Source organism: Actinoplanes sp. URMC 104, assembly GCF_051386375.1.
GTDB lineage: Bacteria > Actinomycetota > Actinomycetes > Mycobacteriales > Micromonosporaceae > Actinoplanes.
In genome coordinates, this window is the sequence record NZ_JBPQTO010000002.1 from 1,091,844 (window position 1) to 1,112,785 (window position 20,942).

Annotated in this window: 20 protein-coding genes; 2 read left to right on the forward strand and 18 right to left on the reverse strand. The window is 72.4% G+C overall.

The genetic code is table 11. The annotated features are described in order from the left end of the window. Nucleotides 1-468: 468 nt before the first annotated feature. From ACSNN8_RS06020 to rimP, 18 genes are all read right to left on the reverse strand, one after another. The gene (locus ACSNN8_RS06020) at nucleotides 469-1,317 is read right to left on the reverse strand and encodes an MFS transporter permease (RefSeq protein WP_436647437.1); all 849 of its coding nucleotides are present in this window, start codon (nucleotides 1,315-1,317) and stop codon (nucleotides 469-471) included. Then, nucleotides 1,314-1,751, reverse strand: coding sequence for a hypothetical protein (locus tag ACSNN8_RS06025; protein ID WP_436647438.1), 438 nt, complete (start codon nucleotides 1,749-1,751; stop codon nucleotides 1,314-1,316). Before ACSNN8_RS06025 ends, ACSNN8_RS06020 begins: the two co-directional genes overlap by 4 nt. A gap of 20 nt (nucleotides 1,752-1,771) precedes the next feature. Further along, entirely contained in the window at nucleotides 1,772-2,530 is a 759-nt protein-coding gene (gene dapB / locus ACSNN8_RS06030) for a 4-hydroxy-tetrahydrodipicolinate reductase (RefSeq protein WP_436647440.1), read from the reverse strand. Beyond that, nucleotides 2,527-3,411, reverse strand: a complete 885-nt coding sequence (locus tag ACSNN8_RS06035; RefSeq protein WP_436649423.1) for a phosphatase PAP2 family protein — start codon at nucleotides 3,409-3,411, stop codon at nucleotides 2,527-2,529. Before ACSNN8_RS06035 ends, dapB begins: the two co-directional genes overlap by 4 nt. A gap of 86 nt (nucleotides 3,412-3,497) precedes the next feature. Next, on the reverse strand, nucleotides 3,498-4,790 hold the full coding sequence (locus ACSNN8_RS06040) for a M16 family metallopeptidase (protein WP_436647442.1): 1,293 nt from the start codon (nucleotides 4,788-4,790) through the stop codon (nucleotides 3,498-3,500). Between the two features lie 48 nt (nucleotides 4,791-4,838). After that, nucleotides 4,839-7,178, reverse strand: coding sequence for a polyribonucleotide nucleotidyltransferase (locus ACSNN8_RS06045; protein ID WP_436647444.1), 2,340 nt, complete (start codon nucleotides 7,176-7,178; stop codon nucleotides 4,839-4,841). 199 nt (nucleotides 7,179-7,377) lie between these two features. Beyond that, nucleotides 7,378-7,647 (reverse strand): 30S ribosomal protein S15, encoded by a 270-nt coding sequence (gene rpsO / locus ACSNN8_RS06050; RefSeq protein ID WP_436647446.1) that lies wholly within the window; start codon nucleotides 7,645-7,647, stop codon nucleotides 7,378-7,380. A gap of 116 nt (nucleotides 7,648-7,763) precedes the next feature. After that, the gene (locus ACSNN8_RS06055) at nucleotides 7,764-8,696 is read right to left on the reverse strand and encodes a bifunctional riboflavin kinase/FAD synthetase (protein ID WP_436647447.1); all 933 of its coding nucleotides are present in this window, start codon (nucleotides 8,694-8,696) and stop codon (nucleotides 7,764-7,766) included. Nucleotides 8,697-8,741: 45 nt separating this feature from the next. Continuing rightward, entirely contained in the window at nucleotides 8,742-9,623 is an 882-nt protein-coding gene (truB, locus tag ACSNN8_RS06060; RefSeq protein WP_436647449.1) for a tRNA pseudouridine(55) synthase TruB, read from the reverse strand. Between the two features lie 49 nt (nucleotides 9,624-9,672). Beyond that, entirely contained in the window at nucleotides 9,673-10,986 is a 1,314-nt protein-coding gene (locus ACSNN8_RS06065; RefSeq protein WP_436647450.1) for an MATE family efflux transporter, read from the reverse strand. A 579-nt stretch (nucleotides 10,987-11,565) separates the two neighbouring features. Beyond that, a complete protein-coding gene (locus tag ACSNN8_RS06070; RefSeq protein WP_436649425.1) occupies nucleotides 11,566-12,642 on the reverse strand; it encodes a DHH family phosphoesterase in 1,077 nt (358 codons plus the stop codon). A 14-nt stretch (nucleotides 12,643-12,656) separates the two neighbouring features. Then, nucleotides 12,657-13,127, reverse strand: a complete 471-nt coding sequence (gene rbfA, locus ACSNN8_RS06075) for a 30S ribosome-binding factor RbfA (protein WP_436647452.1) — start codon at nucleotides 13,125-13,127, stop codon at nucleotides 12,657-12,659. A 95-nt stretch (nucleotides 13,128-13,222) separates the two neighbouring features. Continuing rightward, nucleotides 13,223-13,516 carry a DUF503 domain-containing protein gene (locus ACSNN8_RS06080; protein WP_436647454.1) on the reverse strand — a complete coding sequence of 98 codons (294 nt, stop codon included), beginning with the start codon at nucleotides 13,514-13,516 and terminating at the stop codon, nucleotides 13,223-13,225. Nucleotides 13,517-13,527: 11 nt separating this feature from the next. Beyond that, nucleotides 13,528-14,565, reverse strand: coding sequence for a TRM11 family SAM-dependent methyltransferase (locus ACSNN8_RS06085; RefSeq protein WP_436647455.1), 1,038 nt, complete (start codon nucleotides 14,563-14,565; stop codon nucleotides 13,528-13,530). A 63-nt stretch (nucleotides 14,566-14,628) separates the two neighbouring features. Continuing rightward, the gene (infB, locus tag ACSNN8_RS06090; protein WP_436647456.1) at nucleotides 14,629-17,706 is read right to left on the reverse strand and encodes a translation initiation factor IF-2; all 3,078 of its coding nucleotides are present in this window, start codon (nucleotides 17,704-17,706) and stop codon (nucleotides 14,629-14,631) included. A gap of 92 nt (nucleotides 17,707-17,798) precedes the next feature. Then, nucleotides 17,799-18,149 carry a YlxR family protein gene (locus tag ACSNN8_RS06095; RefSeq protein ID WP_436647457.1) on the reverse strand — a complete coding sequence of 117 codons (351 nt, stop codon included), beginning with the start codon at nucleotides 18,147-18,149 and terminating at the stop codon, nucleotides 17,799-17,801. 40 nt (nucleotides 18,150-18,189) lie between these two features. Then, the gene (gene nusA / locus ACSNN8_RS06100; protein ID WP_436647459.1) at nucleotides 18,190-19,218 is read right to left on the reverse strand and encodes a transcription termination factor NusA; all 1,029 of its coding nucleotides are present in this window, start codon (nucleotides 19,216-19,218) and stop codon (nucleotides 18,190-18,192) included. Continuing rightward, nucleotides 19,215-19,823 (reverse strand): ribosome maturation factor RimP, encoded by a 609-nt coding sequence (gene rimP / locus ACSNN8_RS06105; protein ID WP_436647460.1) that lies wholly within the window; start codon nucleotides 19,821-19,823, stop codon nucleotides 19,215-19,217. The genes nusA and rimP overlap by 4 nt, the downstream gene beginning before the upstream one ends. Before the next feature lie 198 nt (nucleotides 19,824-20,021). Between rimP and ACSNN8_RS06110 the strand changes: the two genes are divergently transcribed. Further along, a complete protein-coding gene (locus ACSNN8_RS06110) occupies nucleotides 20,022-20,486 on the forward strand; it encodes a hypothetical protein (RefSeq protein WP_436649427.1) in 465 nt (154 codons plus the stop codon). Next, entirely contained in the window at nucleotides 20,483-20,908 is a 426-nt protein-coding gene (locus ACSNN8_RS06115; protein WP_436647462.1) for a ferritin-like domain-containing protein, read from the forward strand. Before ACSNN8_RS06110 ends, ACSNN8_RS06115 begins: the two co-directional genes overlap by 4 nt. Nucleotides 20,909-20,942: the final 34 nt, after the last annotated feature.

A 20,942-nucleotide genomic window follows, 5' to 3' on the forward strand; every position in this document is an offset into this window, starting at 1 on the left:
TCTGAGCCACGGCGCCGGCGGTACCGGGCACCCGGGGCTCCCGGGCGGGGAGCGGCGGGGCCGGACAGAAGCGGGGCCGAAAAGCGGCGGACACCGCGCCGCAGAGACCTGAGACGCCGGCCGTCGGAGCCGCCGCGACGACGGTCGAGCCGGAGTGAGCCGACCACCGACGGCCGAGCAGAAGCAGGCCGACCACCGACGGCTGAGCATCTGAGCCGACCACCGACGGCCGAGCAGAGTACGCCAAGCCCTCGTGCTGAGCAGGAGCAAGCCGAGCAGCGACAACCGGTAGGAAGTAAGCAGAGCAAGACAGCCGAGCGCAAGTAAGCAGAGCACAGACGGCCGAACACGAGTAAGCCCAGCACAGACGGCCGAGCGGGAATGAGCCGAGCGCCAACAAGAAAGTCGGCAAGGAGGACAACGGGCAGAGGAATCCGGCACCGAGCAGGGAGACGAACGGCGACGACTCTAAGGCGCCGCCGCCGAGGAGGGAGAAGGACGACCCAGGTGACGGCGGACCCACTCGACCGGCCGCACCCGCTCGAGCGAGAGGAAGCTGGCCATCGCCACCAGGTGAGGAGCGAAGGAAATGGTGATCATCGAGAACGTCATGAGGTGGAAGGAGTAGAAGAAGGCCACCCCCAGCCAGCGGAACCGCTGCGGCACGGCGAAGATCAGCGGGCTCAGCAGCTCGAACAGCATGATGCCCACCTGCGCCGCGATCAGGAGGCCCGGGATCACGGCTATCTCGTCGGCGAACCAGGTGCCGCGGCGGATGATGGCCTGGGCGAGCACGGCGCTGGTCAGCCAGTCGACGCCGCCGAAGCGGAGCTTGGCCCAGGCGGCGAGGAAGTACGTGCAGACGACCGCGATCTGGGTGACCCGCAGCGCCCAGCCGCCGGCCTCGCTCAGCGTCCGGTCGCCGTGCCGGGCGCGGCCGACGGTGGGCAGGACGGCGAGCGCCACGAGCAGGCCGACACGGTCGTGGTCGACCTTGCCGTAGCTCATCGCGATGACCATCCACTCGAGGTACAGCGCGAACACCGCCCACCCGAGCAGCCGCGGCGCCCGCCCGGTGGCGGCGGCCGGCGCGAGCACGATCAGGGCCCAGAACACGGCCCACACGAGCAGGTGGGTGGGCGTCGGCAGGTGCAGCAGACGGCCGATCAGCAGCGGCTCGTACAGGTCGCCGGGCGTGTTGGCGTGCGAGCGGACCCAGGGGGTGAAGACGACCAGGTCGAGGACGACGAAGACGTACACCAGCGTGCGGAAGGCGGCGATCCTTCCGAGCGGCACCGGCGCGAACAGCCATCTCATGGGCGCGTCCATTCCGCGACGACCTCGTCGCGCCACGTGCCGGTGGGGCGGGCGTGTTCGATGCCGTGCCAGCGCACCACGATGCGCACCGAGCGCAGCGGGGCCGCGCCCGGCGAGTGGTCCGCGTACGCGGAAGCGACCCGGCTCAGCCGCGAGGGGTCGTCGACGTACGCCTGCTGCTGGCCCTCGATCTCGGCCCGGCGGATGCCGCTGTTGCCCTCGGTGATCGCGACCGTACGACCGTCGGCGTCGACGCCCTCGACGCGGGTGTCACGCGCGTCGCCGTTCGGGTCGGGCGCCGTCGAGTACATCCGGAACGGCCCGAACGGGAAGTCGTCGTCGGTGCCCCACAGGGTGCCGGCGAGCAGCAGCGCCCCGGCGATCAGGGTTGCTACGACCCGGACCGATCGGCCGCGTACAGAGAGCTGGTCCACAGCGAGACAAACTAGCGGGCTCAGTCGAGGAAGCTGTCCAGCCCGACCGTCAGGCCCGGGCGCTGCAGGATCTTGCGGACGCCGAGCAGGACGCCGGGCATGAACGACACCCGGTCGAGCGAGTCGTGGCGGATGGTGAGCGTCTCGCCGAGCGAGCCGAACAGCACCTCCTGATGGGCGACCAGACCCGAGGCGCGTACGGCGTGGACCCGTACGCCGTCGATGTCGGCTCCGCGGGCGCCGGCGACCTCGTCCTTGGTGGCGTCGGGCTGGGGGCCGAGCCCGGCCTCCGCGCGGGCCTGCGCGATCAGCTTGGCCGTGTGGGTGGAGGTGCCGCTGGGCGCGTCGAGCTTGCGTGGGTGGTGCTGCTCGATGATCTCGACGGACTCGAAGTAGCGGGCGGCGCGCGCCGCGAACTGCATCATCAGCACGGCGCCGAGGCCGAAGTTCGGCGCGACCAGCACGCCGACGCCGGGCTTGCCGGCCAGCCAGCCGCGCACCCGGTCGAGCCGCTCGGCGGTGAAGCCGGTGGTGCCGACGACCATGCTGATGCCCTGGTCGATCGCCCAGTGCAGGTTGTCCATGACCACGTCGGGCGTGGTGAAGTCGACGAACACCTGGGCGCCCGCGTCGGAGGCCTTGAACAGCTCGTCGCCCTGGTCGATCATGGCGACGAGGTCCATGTCGCCGGCGGCGTCGACCGCCTTGCACACCTCGAGGCCCATGCGGCCCCGCGCTCCGAGCACGCCGACGCGGATCGTCTCCACCTGGTTCGTCACGTGGACAATTTAGTCCGCCGCGCCCACCAGCGTTCGGCCAGGCTCACCACCGTGAAGACGCCGGCGACGTAGAGCCAGCCGACCAGCACGTCGATCACGTAGTGCTCGCCCGTGTAGACCAGCGTGAACGTCATGGCCAGCGGATACGCGAGCAGCACCGGCCACCACCGCTTGCGCACCATCGGCAGGAAGAACGCCACGGCCATCATGGCGTACGCGGTGTGCAGCGACGGCATGGCGGCCACCGGGTTGGACTGCTCGACCTGCAGGGCGTTGAGCGTGTTGCCGGCGCCGTGCAGCCCGATGACGTCGAGGCCGCGCGACGAGAAGCGCTCGACGTGATCGCCGAGGTAGCCGTACTGGGAGGCCCACCACGGCGGGGCGGCCGGGTAGAGGAAGTACGTGACCAGGCCGGCCAGGCTGAGCGTGATCCAGCGCCGGATGAACCGGTAGGACAGCTTGCGGCTGCGCACCCACAGCACCACGGCCACCGTCGGCACGGTGAGGAAGTGCGAGATGTACACCAGCGTGGTGACCACCTCCCACCACGGGACGTGCTTGGTGTACAGGTGCTCCTGCAGCCAGACGGTCGGGACCTTGCCGTCCGTGAGCCAGCCGAACATCGCCGTGTCCGCGTCGATCAACGGGTAAACGTGCGGCGCGAACAGCTTGTCCGCGGCGCCCCGGGACACGTTGTAGAAGACCAGCAGCAGGACGACCGGGCCCCAGTCGCGCAGGAACAGCAGATGCTCACGCCAGGGCAGGTAGTTGCGCCACGCGATCGTGGCCAGCCACAGCCAGCCGAACGCGGTGACCGGGTCGCTGGTGGGCACGCCGACCAGCCACACGAAGACCGCGAACGCCACCGCCCAGATCGTCATGCCGATGATCCGGCGTTGGCGTTGCTCCGGCGTGATGGCCGGAGTGGGCGGCGGCGGAGCTTCCAGCGTCGTCACGGGGTCCAAGGTTAACCGTGGGTCCCGAACGCCGATTCGTCGAAGGGGCCGACCACGGCCAGCGACATCGGCTGGGCGAACAGCTCGGCCGCGATCGCGTTGACCTCGTCCCGGGTGACCGCGTCGACCCGGGCGAGCAGCTCGTCGACCGCCATGAGGTCGCCGTAGAGCAGCTCGGACTTGGCCAGGCGGCTCATCCGCGACCCGGTGTCCTCGAGACCCAACACGTACGAGCCCTTGACCATGCCCTTGCCGCGGGCCACCTCCTCGGCCGTGACGCCCTCGGACGCCACGCGGGCGAGCTCGGCGCGGGCCAGGTCGAGGACCTCCTCCACCTTGCCGGGCGCGCAGCCGGCGTAGACGCCGAACAGCCCGGCGTCCGCGTACTGGCTGGCGTACGAGTAGACCGAGTACGCCAGGCCGCGGCGCTCGCGGATCTCCTGGAACAGCCGGCTCGACATGCCGCCGCCGAGCACGTTGTTGAGCACGCCCAGCGCGAAGCGGCGCTCGTCGCGGCGGCCGATGCCGACCCCGCCGATGACCAGGTGACCCTGCTCGGTGTCGCGGTTGCGCACCACCGTGTGCGGCTTCTGCGTGGGCACCCGCTTCGTGCCGCCGCGGGGCGGGGCCGGGGCGGCCGGCGCGGAGTCGAGCGCGGTGCCGGCCAGGGCCTTGCGGACCAGCCGGACGACCGTGGCGTGGTCGAGGTTGCCCGCGGCCGCGATCACGATGTGCGGCGCCTTGTAGCGGCGCCGGTAGAAGCCGTTGATCTGGGCCCGGGTCATCGGGGTGATCGATTCCTCGGTGCCCGAGATCAGCCGGCCCAGCGGGTGGTCGCCGAAGATCGCCTCGGTGAAGATGTCGTGCACCTCGTCGCCGGGCTCGTCCTCGTGCATGGCGATCTCTTCGAGGATCACGCCGCGCTCGGTCTCGACGTCGGCGGGCTCGATCAGCGAGTCGGCGACGGCGTCACAGAGCACGTCGACCGCGAGCGGCAGGTCGGCGTCGAGCACCCGCGCGTAGTAGCAGGTGTACTCCTTCGTGGTGAAGGCGTTCGTCTCGCCGCCCACGGCCTCGAGCTCCGCGGAGATCTGCAGCGCGGTGCGCTTGTGGGTCCCCTTGAAGAGCAGGTGCTCGAGGAAGTGCGAGGCGCCGAGCATGCCCGGCGTCTCGTCGCGCGAGCCGATGCCCACCCAGACGCCGAGTGCGGCGCTGCGGGTGGTCGGGATCGCCTCGGTGACGATGCGCAACCCGCTGGGCAGGGTGGTGCGCTTGACGCCGTCCGAGAGGGTCCTGGTGGACACGCGGGCCGACCTCTCGGCCGGCCCGCGGGAACTCGTTGCCACTAGTGGTTACTCGCGGCGCTCGCCACGGTCACCGCTCGGGCGCGACCGGCGACGACGGGGCTCGCCGCCGCCTTCGCCACGCTCGCGCGGCTCACGCGGCGGACGGCCACCCTCGGAGGAGGCGGCGGCGGCCGGCGCGGCCGGGGCCTCCTCGCCCTCGGGGCGGACCTTGTCGAGGTAGATCTTGCCGCGGGCGTCGATGTCCGCGATCGACACCTCGACCTTGTCGCCGACGTTGAGGAAGTCCTCGACCTTCTCGACGCGCTTGCCGTCGCCCACCTTGGAGATGTGCAGCAGGCCGTCGCGGCCGGGCAGCAGCGAGATGAACGCGCCGAACGCGGCCGTCTTCACCACCGTGCCGAGGAACTTGTCGCCGACCTTGGGCAGCGTCGGGTTCGCGATCGCGTTGATCCGCTCGACCGCGGCCTCGGCCGACGGGCCGTTGGTCGCGCCGACGTAGATCGTGCCGTCGTCCTCGATCGAGATGTCGGCGCCGGTCTCGTCCTGGATCGCGTTGATCGTCTGGCCCTTGGGGCCGATCACCATGCCGATCTTGTCGACCGGGATCTTCACCGAGGTGACCCGCGGCGCGTACTCCGACATCTCGGCCGGGGCGTTGATCGCCTGCTCCATGACCTCGAGGATCGTGGCGCGGGCGTCGTGCGCCTGCTGCAGGGCGCCGGCCAGCACGTCCGACGGGATGCCGTCGAGCTTGGTGTCCAGCTGCAGCGCGGTGACGAACTCGCTGGTGCCGGCGACCTTGAAGTCCATGTCGCCGAACGCGTCCTCCGCGCCCAGGATGTCGGTCAGCGCGACGTACTGCGTCTTGCCGTCGACCTCGTCCGAGATCAGGCCCATCGCGATGCCGGCGACCGGCGCCTTGAGCGGCACACCGGCGCTCAGCAGCGACAGCGTCGAGGCGCAGACCGAGCCCATCGAGGTGGAGCCGTTGGAGCCGAGCGCCTCCGAGACCTGCCGGATGGCGTACGGGAACTCCTCGCGCGTCGGCAGCACGGGCACCAGCGCCCGCTCGGCCAGCGCGCCGTGGCCGATCTCGCGGCGCTTCGGCGAGCCCACCCGGCCGGTCTCACCGGTCGAGTACGGCGGGAAGTTGTAGTTGTGCATGTAGCGCTTGGACTTCTCCGGCGCCAGCGTGTCGAGCGCCTGCTCCATGCGCAGCATGTTCAGCGTGCTGACGCCCAGGATCTGGGTCTCGCCACGCTCGAACAGCGCCGAGCCGTGCACCCGGGGCAGCACGCCGACCTGGGCCGACAGCGGCCGGATGTCGCGCGGGCCGCGGCCGTCGATGCGGATCTGCTCGCGCAGCACCCGCTGGCGCACCTCGCTCTTGGTGACCGAGCGGAAGGCGGCGGAGATCTCCTTCTCGCGGCCCTCGAAGCGCTCGTCGAGCTGCTCGTGCGCCTTGGCCTTGACCAGGTCGAGGGCCTCCTCGCGCTCCTGCTTGCCCGCGATCTTGAGCGCCTCGGCGGTCTCCTCGCGGACGGCCTCGACCACGGCCGAGTAGACGTCGTCCTGGTAGTCGAGGAACACCGGGAACTCGACGGCCGGCTTCGAGGCGACCTCGGCCAGCTCGCTCTGCGCGCGGCACAGCTCGCGGATGGCGGGCTTGGCGGCCTCGAGACCGCTCGCCACGACCTCCTCGGTCGGCGCGGTGGCGCCGCCGGCGATCAGCTTGATCGCGTTCGGGGTGGCCTCGGCCTCGACCATCATGATCGCGACGTCGGCGCTGTCGCCCTCGCCGACGACCCGGCCGGCGACGACCATGTCGAAGGTGGCCCGCTCGAGCTCCTCGAGGGTCGGGAACGCGACCCACTGGCCGTCGATGTGCGCCACGCGGGTCGAGCCGATCGGGCCGCTGAACGGCAGGCCGGACAGCTTCGTCGACATCGACGCGCCGTTCATGGCGACCACGTCGTACGGGTGGGCCGGGTCGAGCGCGAGGACGGTCTCGACGACCTGGACCTCGTTGCGCAGGCCCTTGGTGAACGACGGGCGCAGCGGCCGGTCGATCAGGCGGCAGGTGAGGATCGCGTCCTCGCTGGGGCGGCCCTCACGGCGGAAGAACGAGCCGGGGATGCGGCCCGCGGCGTACATCCGCTCCTCGACGTCGACGGTCAGCGGGAAGAAGTCGAAGTGCTCCTTCGGCGACTTGCTGGCCGTGGTGGCGGAGAGGACGACGGTCTCGCCGAGCTGGACGATGACCGAACCGGCGGCCTGCTTGGCGAGGCGGCCGGTGGAGAAGGTGATCTCGCGGGTGCCGAACGTGCCGTTGTCGATGACGGCGGTGCGAGACTCGGTGCCGAGAGCGGTGTTCTGCTCTGTCATGTGGTGCGGTACTCCTTCGTCGAGGACCCGGCGGTCTACACAGCGCGGTTTCCAGGCTGCCGGTCTTCGATCGAAGTACCCAGGAATGTCTGCCTGGGGACCACTACCGAGGACCGGTGGCTTGCCCTCTGCGTACCGCGCGGGTCCGTGGGTGAAACATGTCGGGGGAGTGGCCGCGTCGGGCCACTCCCCCGTCAAGTCATCGGCGCAGGCCGAGGCGCTCGATGAGCGACCGGTAGCGCTGAACGTCCTTCTTCTGCACGTAGTTGAGCAGGCGGCGGCGACGGCCGACCAGCAGCAGCAGACCACGACGGCTGTGGTGGTCGTGCTTGTGGGTCTTCAGGTGCTCGGTCAGGTCGGCGATCCGCTTGGTCAGCATCGCGATCTGGACCTCGGGCGACCCGGTGTCGCCGTCCTTCGCCTTGTACTCGTCGATGATCTTGTTTTTGGTCTCTTGATCGAGCGCCATGTTCTCCGTGATCCTGTGTTGCCGGTGAGATACGGCTACCCCGCGACCCGCGGCGTCGGGCAGGCAGGCGGGACCGGTCGTCGGACATCCGACGGCACCCCAACCCTACCAGGGCGTCAACGGAGCAACGCGCGGGTCTCTTCCACGTCCTCGCGGATCTGGGCCACCAGCGGTTCGATGCCCTCGTACGTGCGTTGTTCGCGCAGATGGGCGACGAAGTCGAGGCTCACCCGCTCGCCGTACAGGTCGCCGTCGAAGTCCAGGACGTACGCCTCCACCCGGCGCTCCTGCCCCGAGAAGGTGGGGTTGGTGCCGATCGACACGCTCGAGGGCAGCCGGGCGGCGTGCTGGCCGCCACGGATCAGCCAGGCCGCGTAGACACCGTCGGCGGGCACCGCGGCGTAGCGGTGCACCATCAGGTTCGCCGTCGGGAAGCCCAGCTCGCGGCCGCGCTGGTCGCCCCGGACCACCACGCCGGCCAGGCGGTGCGGCCGGCCGAGCGCCGCGGCTGCCGCCCGCACGTCCCCGGCGTCGACACAACTGCGGATGTACGTCGACGAGAAGACCAGCCCGTTGTCGGAGACCAGCGGCGCGTCCTCCACGGTGAAGCCGAACGACACCCCGAGCCGCTCGAGCAGCGCCACGTCGCCGGCCGCCCGATGCCCGAATCGGAAGTTGTCGCCGACCACCACGACCGCGGAGTGCAGCGCCTCCACCAGCACGTCGTGCACGAACGCCTCCGGGGTGAGCTGCGAGAACGCCGGGGTGAACGGCACCACGCAGAGCGCGTCGACCCCCAGCTGCTCGATCAGCTCGGCCTTGCGGACCGGCTCGGTGAGCACGGCCGGGTGCGACCCCGGGCGTACGACCTCGGACGGGTGCGGGTCGAAGCTGACCACCACCGACTGCAGGCCCAGGTCGCGGGCCCGCTTCACGGTGTGCCCGATGATCGCCTGGTGGCCGCGGTGCACGCCGTCGAAGACCCCGATCGTGACGACCGACCGCCCCCAGCCGCCCGGCACCGTCTCAAAGCCCCGCCACCGCTGCATGTGTTCCGCCCTCCCGGCGTACGCGTCCCGGCCTCAGCCTACTTTTCAGGCGGGAGCGAGCACTATCTCGGCCCGCGCGCGCCCCTCCCGCTCGGACACGATCGCCAGCACCTCGCCGCTGGGGGCGAAGACGGCGTACGGCCCGTCGATGCCCGCGGGAGCCAGGGGGCCGCCGTGGCTGAGCACCCGGGCCTCGTCGGCGGTGGCCTCCCGCTGCGGGAACGCCTGCCGCGCGGCCTGTGACATCGGCAGCGACACCACGTCGGGGGCGACCTGCTCGAGCTGTTCCAGCGTGCGGGCCTCGGCCAGCGTCAGCCCGCCGACCGCGGTGCGGCGCAGGGCCGTCAGGTGACCGCCGACTCCCAGCGCCGAGCCGAGGTCGCGGGCGATGGCGCGGATGTAGGTGCCCGACGAGCAGGTCACGTCGACGTCGACGTCGATGTGCCCGTCGCCGCGCCGGATGGCGAGCACGTCGAGCCTCGACACCGTGACCCGGCGGGCGGGAAGCTCGACCTGCTCCCCCTCGCGCACGCGCTTGTAGGCCCGCTGCCCATTGATCTTGATGGCGCTCACGGCGCTGGGCACCTGGTCGATCTCGCCCCGCTGCCTCGCCAGCCCCTCGTGGATCGCCTCGTCGGTGACCCCGTCCGCGGGCGCGGTGGCGGTGACCTCCCCCTCGGCGTCGTCCGTGATCGTCGACTGCCCGAGGCGGATGGTGGCGGTGTAACTCTTCCCCGACCCGATGACGTACGTCAGGAGCCTCGTCGCCCGGTTGACCCCGATGATCAGCACGCCGGTCGCCATCGGGTCGAGCGTGCCGCCGTGACCGACGCGCCGCGTCTTCGCCAGCCGCCGGATCCGCGCCACCACGTCGTGCGACGTCATCCCCGCCGGCTTGTCCACCACGATCAGTCCGTCCGCGCTCACCCGACCACCTTAGGAGCCGCCCCTCCCCCACACCCCGCCGGGCGCGCCCTCAGCGCTGGACGCCCACCACGGCCCAGCGGCCCGAGCGCCAGCGCCACACGATCGTGACGAAGCGGATGAGGATCAGCAGGGCGAGGCCGGCCCAGACGCCGCCGAGGCCCAGGTCGAAGAAGTACGCGATCCAGATGGCCGGCAGGAAGCCGAGCAGCGCCGCGGCCAGCGTGATGTTGCGCAGGAACCGGATGTCGCCCGCGCCGATCAGCACGCCGTCCAGCGCGTACACGACCCCCGCGAACGGCATCAGCCCGATGAACCAGGGCCAGACGAGCGCGGCCTGGTCGTGCACTCCGGGGTCGGGCGTGAACCAGCCGGGGATGGCGTCCGACCCGGCGGCGGCGAGCAGCGCGAACACGACCCCGGCGATCCCGCCGGCGATCGTCACCTTGCGCGCGACAGCGATCGCGCCGGCGGCACTGCCGGCGCCGAGCGCCGCGCCGACCAGCGACTGGGCCGCGATCGCGACCGCGTCGAGGGCGAGCGCGCTGAAGAACCACAGTTGCAGGGCGATCTGGTGCGCTCCGACCGACTCGACCCCGAACCGGCTCGCCACCGCGGTTGCCGACAGGAAGCAGGCCTGAAACGCCGCCCCGCGGATGAGCAGGTCGCGCCCGACGCGCAGCTGCTGGCCGATGATGTGCGGGCTGGGGCGCAGATAGCGGGTCTCGCGGACCAACGCGTACAGGAAGAGGAAGCCGGAGACGCTCTGCGCGACCACGTTGGCGATCGCCGACCCCGTGAGCCCCCACCCGACCGGGTAGACGAGCAGCGGGCACAGCACCGCCGACAGCACGTTGGCGCCGAGCACGAAGAACAGCGGCCGCCGCGTGTCCTGCACGCCGCGCATCCAGCCGTTGCCGGCCGCCGCGAGCAGCAGACCGGGCGCTCCGAGCGACGCGACCCGCAGCCAACCCGCCGCGGCCTCCGCCGTCGCGGGGTCACCCGAAAGGGTCTGCGCGAGCGGGCCGGCGAGCGGCTGGGCGAGCAGAGCCAGCAGGACGCCCACCGCCAGCGCCGTCCACGACGCCTGGACGCCCTCCGCGACCGCCGCTTCGCGGTCACCGGCGCCGAACCGCCGGGCCGCGCGGCCGGTGGTGCCGTACGCCATCAGGGTCCCGAGCCAGACCGCCACCGACATGACCGTGCCGCTGACCGCGACCGCCGCGAGCGGCACCGGCCCGAGGTGGCCCACGACTGCGGTGTCGACGAGCACGTAGAGCGGCTCGGCGGCCAGCACGACCAGTGCGGGCAGCGCGAGCTGGGCGATCCTGCGGGAGTCGGTCTCAGGCCGGGCAGGCGAGCTCATGAACAGTCATGATGCTCGCCCGGTCGTAAGGAGTGCAACGCGGGTGAAGACTTACTGCCCTACTGCCGCGTGTCCATCGACGTCTGCAGCGCGCGACGCGCCTGCTCGCGGGCCTCGTCGGTGTTCTGGGGCTTCGGCTTGGCGGCCATGATCGTGGTCCTTCCACGGTGGGTGCGGACGCAGCGCGACGGCACGCGTCCTCGGATCGGTCGAGCGGGCGTCACATGTGCCGGCCCGGGATCGCCGGGCGCATGGCGGTGGTGACGCGGCCCGAGTCGGTGGACCCGGGTGGCTCGAGGCTCCGCAGCGGGCGGTTGTCACGGCCGCGCAAAACCAAATCACCGTTCAGGTACCAAACTATCGTTCAGTCCGCGGGATGGAGCACTGTTCCCACGCTGCGAGACGTCGGGCCGATTTCCGGCAGGGTGAAGTGCCGCCTGTCACGGCGATGAGCTGGTAGGACGCTCAACGGAGGGATCCAGCCGCCATCCGCGGGCGATCAACCGGACGATCGGGTCGCTGGCGACCACGAACGTGACGGCCGACACGGGCGAGCCTCGTGTTTCCGGACGCTCCGCGTCAGGTGAGGTGGGCGTCCAGGAGGGGACGGATCTCGGCGATCACGTCGTCGGGGGTGCCGTACGCGGTGAAGCCCGCGGCCAGCCGGTGACCGCCGCCGCCGAGGGCCGTGGCCACCGCGCTGACGTCGACGCCGCCCTTGGAGCGCAGCGACACCGCCCACTCGCCGGGGACGAGCTCCTTGACGAGGACCGCCACGTCGGCCTCGGCCACGCCGCGGACCGGGTCGATCAGCGAGTCGAGCACGTAGGGGCGCTGGCCGTGGCGTTCCAGGTCGGCAGTGGTCGCGTACGTCCACACCAGGCCGCGCCCGCCGGCGGCGGCCGGGTCGAGCAGCGCGCGGCCCAGCACCTCGCCGGCCAGCTTCATCGCGCCGAACGGGCGGGTGTCGAAGGTGCGCCGGGCGATCGCGGCGGGGCTGATGCCGGTGGCGATCAGGCGGGCCGCCAGCGTGTGCACCGACGGCGAGCGGACGAACTTGAACGAGCCCGTGTCGGTGGTGAGCGCGACGTACAGGCATTCGGCGATCTCGGCGTCGAGCGGCACGCCCAGGCGGCTCAGCAGCTCGTCGGCCACCACCGAGGTCGCCGCGGCGCCGGGGTCGACGAGGGCGACGTCGCCGAAGCCGGTGTTCGACGCGTGGTGGTCGAGCACGACCACGCGGGAGCCGCCGTCGAGCAGGCTCGCCAGCCCGCCCAGGCGCGACTCGGCGGCCACGTCGAAGATCAGGGTGAGCGCCGGCGACGCGTACGCCTGCTGCTCTGGAACGAGCAGGTCGATGCCGGGCAGCGCGCGGTAGGGCTCCGGCACGTCGAACTCGCCCGGGAAGGTGGCGCGCAGCCGGGTGAAGCCGAGCCGCCGCAGGCCGAGCGCGAAGCCGAGCATGCTGCCGAGCGCGTCACCGTCGGGGTTGACGTGGCAGATCAGCTGGACCTCGTCGTCGAGCCCCGCGCCGCGGACGGCAGCGACCGCCGCCTCCCAGTCCGACGCCGCGACGGCCTCGGACGGGCCGGCGACGCGGGAGGAGGCAGCGGCCCGGGAGGAGGGAGTGCGGCCCGGCGTCGGGCCGGGCCGCACCGCGGAGGGCGATGTCACCCCTGGTCCTCGCGGGCGCCCACCCGCTCGGTGTCCGGGGCGTCGTCCTCGTCGTCGTCGCTCTTGTAGGGGTCGGGGTCGCCCGCGTACTGCTTGCCGGCGGCCAGGCGCTGCACCTCCTGGTCGCGCTGGCGGGCCTCGGCGAGCAGGTCGTCGATCTCCTTGGCGTGGTCCTGCACGTTGTCGAGCACGAACGCCAGGCTCGGCGAGTGCCGCAGCCCGAGCGCGTGCCCCACCCGGGTGCGCAGCATGCCCTTGGCGCTCTCGAGCGCCGCCTGGGTGGCCGCCTGCTCGGTCGGGTCGCCGAGCACCGTGTAGTAGACCGTCGCCTCGCGCAGGTCGCCGGTGATCCGCGCGTCCGTGACGGTCACCATGCCGAGCCGGGGGTCCTTGATCTCACGCACCAGCGACGCTACGAGTTCCCGTACGCGTTCCGCATGCCGACGCGTCTTGGCCGGGTCCGACATATCGCCCACCTCCGACTGGAATCCCGCGGGTCCGAACAACCCCCGCCCAACTGCTGAAGCCTACCCACGCGGCCGCCGGGCCGAACGTCCCCCACTCAGTCGTCGTCGCCGTAGAGGCGGCGCCGCACGGAGAGCAACTCGATCTCGGGACGCCCGGCCACCTGGTTCTCGCAGGTGTCGATCACGGCGCGCGCCTGCGCGGGCTCGGCGGCCACCGCCGCCACCCCGAGCTGGGCGCGCCCGTGCAGGTCGTGAAAGCCCACCTCGGCGGCGCTGACCTCGTATTTCTTCAACATCGCGAGGATCGGGCGGACATAGGAACGCTTCTGCTTCAGCGAGCGCGAGTCACCCGGAAGAAGCAGGTCGAACACTGCGGTCTCGGTATACATCAGCGCGAAGGTTACTGCTCCCGTACGACATCGCGCCTCGCGATTATCACGTCGCGCTCGATGCCCTGGTCCACCCGGTGCTCCAGGGGCAGGTGCGGTACGACCTCGAGGCCGTTGGCCAGCAGGATGTCCTCGGCCAGCTCCCGGCGCGCGACCTTGGTGTTCCACGAGAGCCCGAGCGCCCCGCCCTCGCGCAGCAGCGGCAGCCACTGCGGCACCGCGCGTTCCAGCAGGTCCAGCGGCCGCCGCGAGATGCCGCCCTCGTCGTCGTAGGAGCCGTGCGCCACCCCGTACGGCAGATCGGCGACCAGCACGTCCGCCACCCCGCCGCGCAGCAGCCCGTCGAGCTGGGTGGTGTCGGCCTGCAGCACCACGAGCTTCTGCACGGCGCCCGCCTTGTGGTCGTCCTTGCTGGCTGCCAGCGACACCTCGAGCCGCCGCGCGGCCCGCCGGCCCTGCCGCCGTACGGGAACCAGCTCCGCGGTGTGCTTGAGGCGCTTGCGCTTGAGCCACGTCTGGAGGAACAGCTTGTACGCCTCCACGTCCTTGCCGTCGATCTCCACCCCGACGGCGTCGTAGCCGTACATGAGCGCCTGGTTCAGCGTGGTGCCGCGCCCGCACAGCGGGTCGAGCACGGTGAGGCCGCCGTCGAGCATCCGGCCGGCCGAGGCCGAGGCGAGCAGCGTCAGGTTGAGCACGAGCTTGGTGAACTGCTCGTTGGTCTTGCCCGCGTACTTCGGAATGGTGATCAGGTCGCTGTCGTAGCGGGCCAGCGGCGCGAGGGCGAGCGGGCGCAACAGCTCGTCGTCGACGCGCTCGAACAGGGCGTACGCCGACGAGAGGTTCGAGAGGTACGCGATGTCGCGCGCGCCGAGCTGTCCGGAGAACGTGAGGTACTCGACGCCGCCCAGCGAGGTGACGGAGACCTCCGACGTGGCGGGCGCGAGGTAGCCGAGGAACGCCGTCAGCTCGGCGGTCGCGAGCCGGGCGGCCTGGTCGGCGTAGACGCGGTTGGCGGAGGGGGCGAGCAGCAGGGCATACCGGGACATGGGTGCCATTGGACAGCAAGGCCCCCGGCACCGAAGTGCCGGGGGCCTCGACCGTTGCGAACCTTACGCGCGCGGCTTCTCGCGCATCTCCCAGGTCTCGATCACGTCGCCGACCTGCGGGCTGCCGAAGCCGCTCATCGTCAGACCACACTCGAAGCCCTCACGGACCTCGGTGGCGTCGTCCTTGAAGCGGCGCAGCGAGCTGATCGTGACGTTGTCGGCCACCACGACGCCGTCGCGCAGGACGCGAGCCTTGGCGTTGCGGCGCAGCAGACCCGAGCGGACCAGACAGCCGGCGATGAGACCGATCTTGGACGAGCGGAACACCTCGCGGATCTCCGCCGTGCCGAGCTCGACCTCCTCGTACTCCGGCTTGAGCAGGCCCTTGAGCGCCGCCTCGATCTCCTCGATGGCCTGGTAGATCACGCTGTAGTAGCGGATCTCCACGCCGGCGCGGTCGGCCAGTTCCTTGACCTTGTTGGAGGCCCGGACGTTGAAGCCGATGATCGTGGCGGTCTGCTCCGACGAGGCCGACGCCAGGTTGACGTCGCTCTCGGTGATCGCACCGACGCCGCGGTGGATGACCTTGAGCTGCACCTCGTCCGGAATGTCGATCTTGAACAGCGCGTCCTCGAGGGCCTCGACGGAACCGGAGCCGTCACCCTTGATGACCAGGGTGAGCGACGCCTTCTCGCCTTCCTTGAGGTCACGCATGAGGTCGTCGAGCGACTTCGCGCGGCCCGAGTTGGCGAAGGTCGCCGCCCGGCGGCGAGCCTGCCGCTGCTCGGCGATCTGCCGCACGGTGCGGTCGTCCTCGGCGGCGAGGAACGTGTCACCCGCGCTCGGCACCGAGGTGAGACCCAGCACCAGCACCGGACGGGCGGGACCCGCCTCCGCGACCTGGTTGCCGTTCTCGTCGAGCATGGCGCGGACGCGGCCGTGCGCGCCGCCCGCCACGATCGAGTCGCCGGCCCGCAGCGTGCCCTTCTGCACCAGGACGGTGGCCACGGCGCCGCGGCCCTTGTCGAGGTGCGCCTCGACCGCGACACCCTGGGCGGGGCCGTCGGTCGGAGCGGTCAGCTCCAGCGCCGCGTCGGCGGTCAGCAGGACGGCCTCGAGGAGGTCGTCGATGCCGATGCCGGGCTTCGCCGCGACGTTGACGAACATCGTGTCGCCGCCGTACTCCTCGGCGAGCACGCCGTAGTCGGTCAGCTGCTGGCGCACCTTCTCGGGGTTCGCGTCCGGCTTGTCGACCTTGTTGACCGCGACCACGATCGGCACGTCGGCGGCCTTGGCGTGGTTGAGCGCCTCGACCGTCTGCGGCATCACGCCGTCGTCGGCAGCCACCACGAGGATGACGATGTCGGTCACCTTGGCACCGCGGGCACGCATGGCGGTGAACGCCTCGTGACCCGGGGTGTCGATGAAGGTGATCGCCCGGTCCTCGCCGTTGTGCTCGTACTGCACCTGGTAGGCGCCGATGTGCTGGGTGATGCCACCCGCCTCGCCGGCGACCACGTTGGTCTTGCGGATCGCGTCGAGCAGCTTGGTCTTACCGTGGTCGACGTGACCCATCACGGTCACGACCGGCGGCCGGGTGACCAGGCGGGACTCGTCCACCTCGGCGTCGAGGTCGATGTCGAACTGCGCGAGCAGCTCGCGGTCCTCGTCCTCGGGGCTGACGATCTTGACCTCGAAGCCCAGGTGCTCGCCGAGCAGCAGCAGGGTGTCGTCGGACACCGACTGCGTGGCGGTCACCATCTCGCCCAGGTTGAACATCTCCTGGACCAGCGAGCCGGGGTTCGCGTTGATCTTGTCGGCGAAGTCGGAGAGCGACGCGCCGCGGGAGAGCCGGACCTCCTGGCCCTGACCGCGCGGAGCGCCCGAGCTCATCTGCGGCGCCGACAGGTTGTCGAACTCCTGACGCCGCTGCTTCTTCGACTTGCGACCGCGGGTCGGCCGGCCACCGGGACGCCCGAAGGCACCCGCGGCACCGCCGCCACGACCGCGACCGCCGCCACCGGGACGACCGGGAGCGCCGGCACCGGCCGGAGCACCGCCACCGCCGCCGGGGCCGCCACGGTAGCCACCGCCACCGCCGCCACCACCGGGACGGAAACCGCCGCCACCGCCACCGCCGCCACCGGGGCCGCCGCGGTAGCCACCGCCACCGCCGCCGCCGGCGCCACCGGGACGGAAGCCGCCACCGCCGCCGCCGGGACCGCCACGACCGCCGCCGGGACCGCCGGGACGACCGGCGCCGCCGCCGGGACCGCCACGGCCGGGACCGGCCGGGCGCTGCGCGGGCATGGACGCGGGGCTGGGCCGCGGCGGCATCGACGCCGGGCTCGGCCGCGGCGGCATGCCGGGCTGGTTGGGCCGGGGCATCGCGGCGGGCGTGGGACGCGCCCCGCCGCCGGACACACCGAACGGGTTGTTGCCGGGACCGCGCTGCGGCGGACGCGGAGCGCCACCGGCGGGACCCGGACGCGGGCCACCCGGAGCACCGGGAGCCGCGGGACGGCCGGCCGCGGGCGAGCCCGGGCGCGGCGGGACCGAGCCGGGGCCCGGCGGACGGGGACGCGAGCCGCCGTCGGCCGGCGGCTGCTGGGCGCGACGCTCGGCGTCACGCGTGCGGGCGGCCTGCGCGGCCTTGACCGCGGCCTCCTGCTCGGCCTTGAGCGCCGAGGCACGAGCCTCGGCCGCCGCGACCTCGATGTCGTGGGCGCTCGCCGGCTTGGCGACCGGGCCGGGCCGGGGACCCGGACGGCCGACCGGCGGCTTGGGACTCGCGAAGGGACCGGGCGACGGCGCGGCCGGCGACGTGGGGGCGCTGGACGCTCCCGCGGTCGGAGCCGGGGCCGGGGCCGGGGCGGTGGGCCGGCGCGGCGGCTGAGGCCGGGCGCTCGGCGGAGCCGGACGGGCGGAGGTGGGCGCGGACGCGCTGGGAGCCGCCGCGGCGGGGGCCGCCGGAGCGGAACCTGCCTCGAGGGCGCCACGCAGGCGCCGGGCCACCGGGGCCTCGACCGTGCTGGATGCGGACTTGACGAACTCGCCCATCTCCTTGAGCTTGGCGAGAACGGTCTTGCTGTCGACCCCGAGCTCCTTCGCGAGCTCGTGTACGCGGGCCTTTCCTGGCACTGCACTCCTCACTTCGAGGTCGTGCGAGCGCACCCGCAACGACCTCACTCGTGCACTAGAAGCCTGTTCATTTCAGGGACTTCATCGTGTGCTCATCTTGGTCGTCCTACCTTGCTGGGTCGTGACGCGGCCACCATGGCCACATCATCGGTCGTTCCGTGCGGCATGACCGTACGGATGTGCTCGGCCAGCAGATCGGTGTCAGCAACACCGGTGAGTCGCAGCGCCCGCCCGAAGGCGCGACGCCGCTGAGCCAGCGCGAAGCAAGCTGGATCGGGATGCAGATGCGCTCCCCGGCCCGGCAGTCTGCGGTTCGGATCGGGCTGGAGCCGGAGGTCAACCCCGGTGCCGGCCGCGACGAACCGAATCAACTCGGAGGCCGGCGCGCGCTTGCGACAACCGACGCACGTCCGAACGAATTCAGCGCGCGCCGGGCCGACCATGAGAAAGTCTACTCCTCGTGCGTCCGAAACGCGTATCCGGTCAGCTACCCGCCTCGGCCGCATCCCGGCCGGCGGGGTTCGCGGGGGCGGCGGGCTCGTTGTCCGGCCGGATGTCGATGCGCCAGCCGGTGAGGCGGGCGGCGAGCCGCGCGTTCTGCCCCTCGCGGCCGATCGCCAGCGACAGCTGGAAGTCGGGCACGGTCACCCGGGCCGTCCGGGTGGCGGCGTCGACCACCTCGACACGCAGGGCCTTCGCCGGCGAGAGCGCGTTGCCGACGAACTGGGCGGGGTCCTCCGACCAGTCGATGATGTCGATCTTCTCGCCGTGCAGCTCGCTCATCACGGCGCGCACGCGCTGGCCCATCGGGCCGATGCAGGCGCCCTTCGCGTTGACGCCCGGGACCGTGGAGTGGACCGCGATCTTGGTGCGGTGACCTGCCTCACGCGCGATGGCGGCGATCTCGACCGTGCCGTCGGCGATCTCGGGCACCTCGAGCGCGAACAGCTTCTTGACCAGCGCCGGGTGCGACCTCGAAAGGGTGACCTGGGGGCCGCGGAAGCCCTTGGCCACGTGCACCACGATGGCCCGCAGCCGGGAGCCGTGCTCGTACGGCGCCTCGCCCGGCACCTGCTCGGACTGCGGGAGCACCGCCTCGATCTTGCCGAGGTCGACCAGCACGATGCCCTTCTCGGCGCGGGCGGCGTCGGCCTGCACGATGCCGGTGACCAGGTCGCCGTCGCGGCCCGCGTACTCCCCGAAGTGCTGCTCGTCGGTGGCCTCGCGCAGCCGCTGCAGGATCACCTGCTTGGCGGTCATCGCGGCGATGCGGCCGAAGTCGTGCGGGGTGTCGTCCCACTCGCGCACCACCGTGCCGTCGGCGTCGAGCTCCTGCGCCAGCACCGACGCGACGCCGGTGCGGCGGTCGATCTCGACCCGCGCGTGGCCCTGCGCGCCGTCGGTGTGCCGGTAGGCGGTCAGCAGCGCCGTCTCGATGGCCGCCAGAATCGTCTCGAACGGGATCTCCCGCTCGCGCTCCAGGGCGCGCAGCGCCGCGAGGTCGATGTTCACTCCTCGCCCTCCCCTTCGTCGTCGTCCTCGTCGTCGAACTCGGCCTCGTCCAGCCGCTTGAACTCGATCTGCACCTTGCCCGGGCCGAGCTCGCTGTAGCGCAGCTCGCGGGGTGTGCCGTCGACGTCCAGCACGATGCCCTCGTCGTCGGTGTCGACCACCCGGCCGGTCAGCCCGTCGACCGCGACCAGCCGGCCCCTGTTGCGCCGCCAGTGGCGCGGCAGGGTGAGCGGGCGGTCCACGCCGGGCGAGCCCACCTCGAGCTGGTACTCCCCGGCGAGCACCTCACCGCCGGTCTCGTCGGCCGCGTCGAGCGCCGACGAGATCTCGCGCGAGACGATCGCCACGTCGTCGAGGCTGATGCCGCCGTCGGCGTCGACCAGCACGCGCACCAGGTGGCGACGGCCCGCGCGGGCGACGCTCACGTCCTCGAGGTCGTAGCCGGCCTCGGCCACGACCGGCTCGATGACGGCGCGCACCCGGGCGCGGGCGGCGGCCAGATCGATGCGCGGGGCGGCCGGGACGCGCGGCTGCTCGTCGTCCCGGCGGCGGCGCGCTCCGGGCCCCTGCCCGGGCCGGGCGCCGGCGCGACCACGCTGCGTCATCGGTGCTCGACCCTCTCTCCACAACCGCCGGTCAAAACGCGACGACCGGACAAACGACTGTATGCCGCCGGGCCGGACGACCCCGCGGCTGGGACAGAGCGTAACGCGCTCGCCCGGACGCCGGTTCGCCGCCGCACCGAATCCGCGCCATCCGCAGGTCACGGCGTGTCCCCCATGGTGTTGACTGGCGCGGTGCGGATGTTTGCGACCGGGCACCCCCGGCGGCAGGTGCTCGCCGGGGCGGCCGTCCTGGGGGTGGGCGGCCTGACCGGCTGCGGGCTGTTCGACGACGACCCCGAGCCGCCCGCGGCGCCGGACCCGCTGCAGCCGCTGCTCGACGAGGCGGTGGCGCTGGCCGCGTCCTACGACCGGGCGGCCGCCGCCCAGCCGGGCCTGGCCACCCGGCTCACCCCGCTGGCCGACGACCACCGGGCGCACGCCGCCGAGCTGGCCCGGCTCATCGGTGGCACGCTGCCGTCGGCGGGGGCGAGCGCGAGCGCGCCGGTGGCCGCGGCCGCCGGGACGATCGCGAGCCTGCGCGCGGCCGAGCAGGCGGCCCAGCGATCCGCCGTCGCGGCGTGCAAGGCCGCGCCCGCCGACCGCGCGGCGCTGATCGGCTCGATCGCCGCGTGCCGTGCCACCCACGCCGAGGCGCTGCGGTGAACCCCCAGCTCGGCGCCGCGCTCGCCGCGGAGGAGGCGGCCATCTACGCGTACGGGACGATCGGGGTCCACCTGGCCGGCCGTGGCGACGTGACCGAGGCGCGCGCGGCCCAGCAGGCTCACCGCGGCCGCCGCGACTTCCTCGTCGGCCGGCTGGCCCAGCTCGAGGCAAGCGCGGCGCCGTCGCCCGCGGGCTACGAGCTTCCCTTCCCCGTGACCGACCGGGCAAGCGCGCTCAAGCTGGCGATCCACGTGGAGGACGGCGTCGCGCAGGCGTGGCGGCCCGTGCTGACGGTGACCACGGGCGCCGACCGCAGCACGGCCCTCGCCGCGATGACCGAGGCGGCCGTGCGCGCCACCCGCTGGCGCCGCCTCGCCGCGGTGAACCCGGTGACCCTGCCTTTCCCAGGACGCCCCACTTAGGGCCTATGTCCCTTCTCCAGCTACGCGGCGTGCA

What these genes read in the sequence shown, in the direction of transcription:
- ACSNN8_RS06020 (WP_436647437.1), bottom strand. Translation starts at nt 1,317, where the DNA reads ATGAGATGGCTGTTCGCGCCGGTGCCGCTCGGAAGGATCGCCGCCTTC.
- ACSNN8_RS06035 (WP_436649423.1), bottom strand. Translation starts at nt 3,411, where the DNA reads ATGACGATCTGGGCGGTGGCGTTCGCGGTCTTCGTGTGGCTGGTCGGC.
- ACSNN8_RS06045 (WP_436647444.1), bottom strand. Translation starts at nt 7,178, where the DNA reads ATGACAGAGCAGAACACCGCTCTCGGCACCGAGTCTCGCACCGCCGTC.
- rpsO (WP_436647446.1), bottom strand. Translation starts at nt 7,647, where the DNA reads ATGGCGCTCGATCAAGAGACCAAAAACAAGATCATCGACGAGTACAAG.
- ACSNN8_RS06055 (WP_436647447.1), bottom strand. Translation starts at nt 8,696, where the DNA reads ATGCAGCGGTGGCGGGGCTTTGAGACGGTGCCGGGCGGCTGGGGGCGG.
- ACSNN8_RS06065 (WP_436647450.1), bottom strand. Translation starts at nt 10,986, where the DNA reads ATGAGCTCGCCTGCCCGGCCTGAGACCGACTCCCGCAGGATCGCCCAG.
- rbfA (WP_436647452.1), bottom strand. Translation starts at nt 13,127, where the DNA reads ATGTCGGACCCGGCCAAGACGCGTCGGCATGCGGAACGCGTACGGGAA.
- ACSNN8_RS06080 (WP_436647454.1), bottom strand. Translation starts at nt 13,516, where the DNA reads ATGTATACCGAGACCGCAGTGTTCGACCTGCTTCTTCCGGGTGACTCG.
- ACSNN8_RS06085 (WP_436647455.1), bottom strand. Translation starts at nt 14,565, where the DNA reads ATGTCCCGGTATGCCCTGCTGCTCGCCCCCTCCGCCAACCGCGTCTAC.
- ACSNN8_RS06095 (WP_436647457.1), bottom strand. Translation starts at nt 18,149, where the DNA reads ATGGTCGGCCCGGCGCGCGCTGAATTCGTTCGGACGTGCGTCGGTTGT.
- rimP (WP_436647460.1), bottom strand. Translation starts at nt 19,823, where the DNA reads ATGACGCAGCGTGGTCGCGCCGGCGCCCGGCCCGGGCAGGGGCCCGGA.
- ACSNN8_RS06110 (WP_436649427.1), top strand. Translation starts at nt 20,022, where the DNA reads ATGTTTGCGACCGGGCACCCCCGGCGGCAGGTGCTCGCCGGGGCGGCC.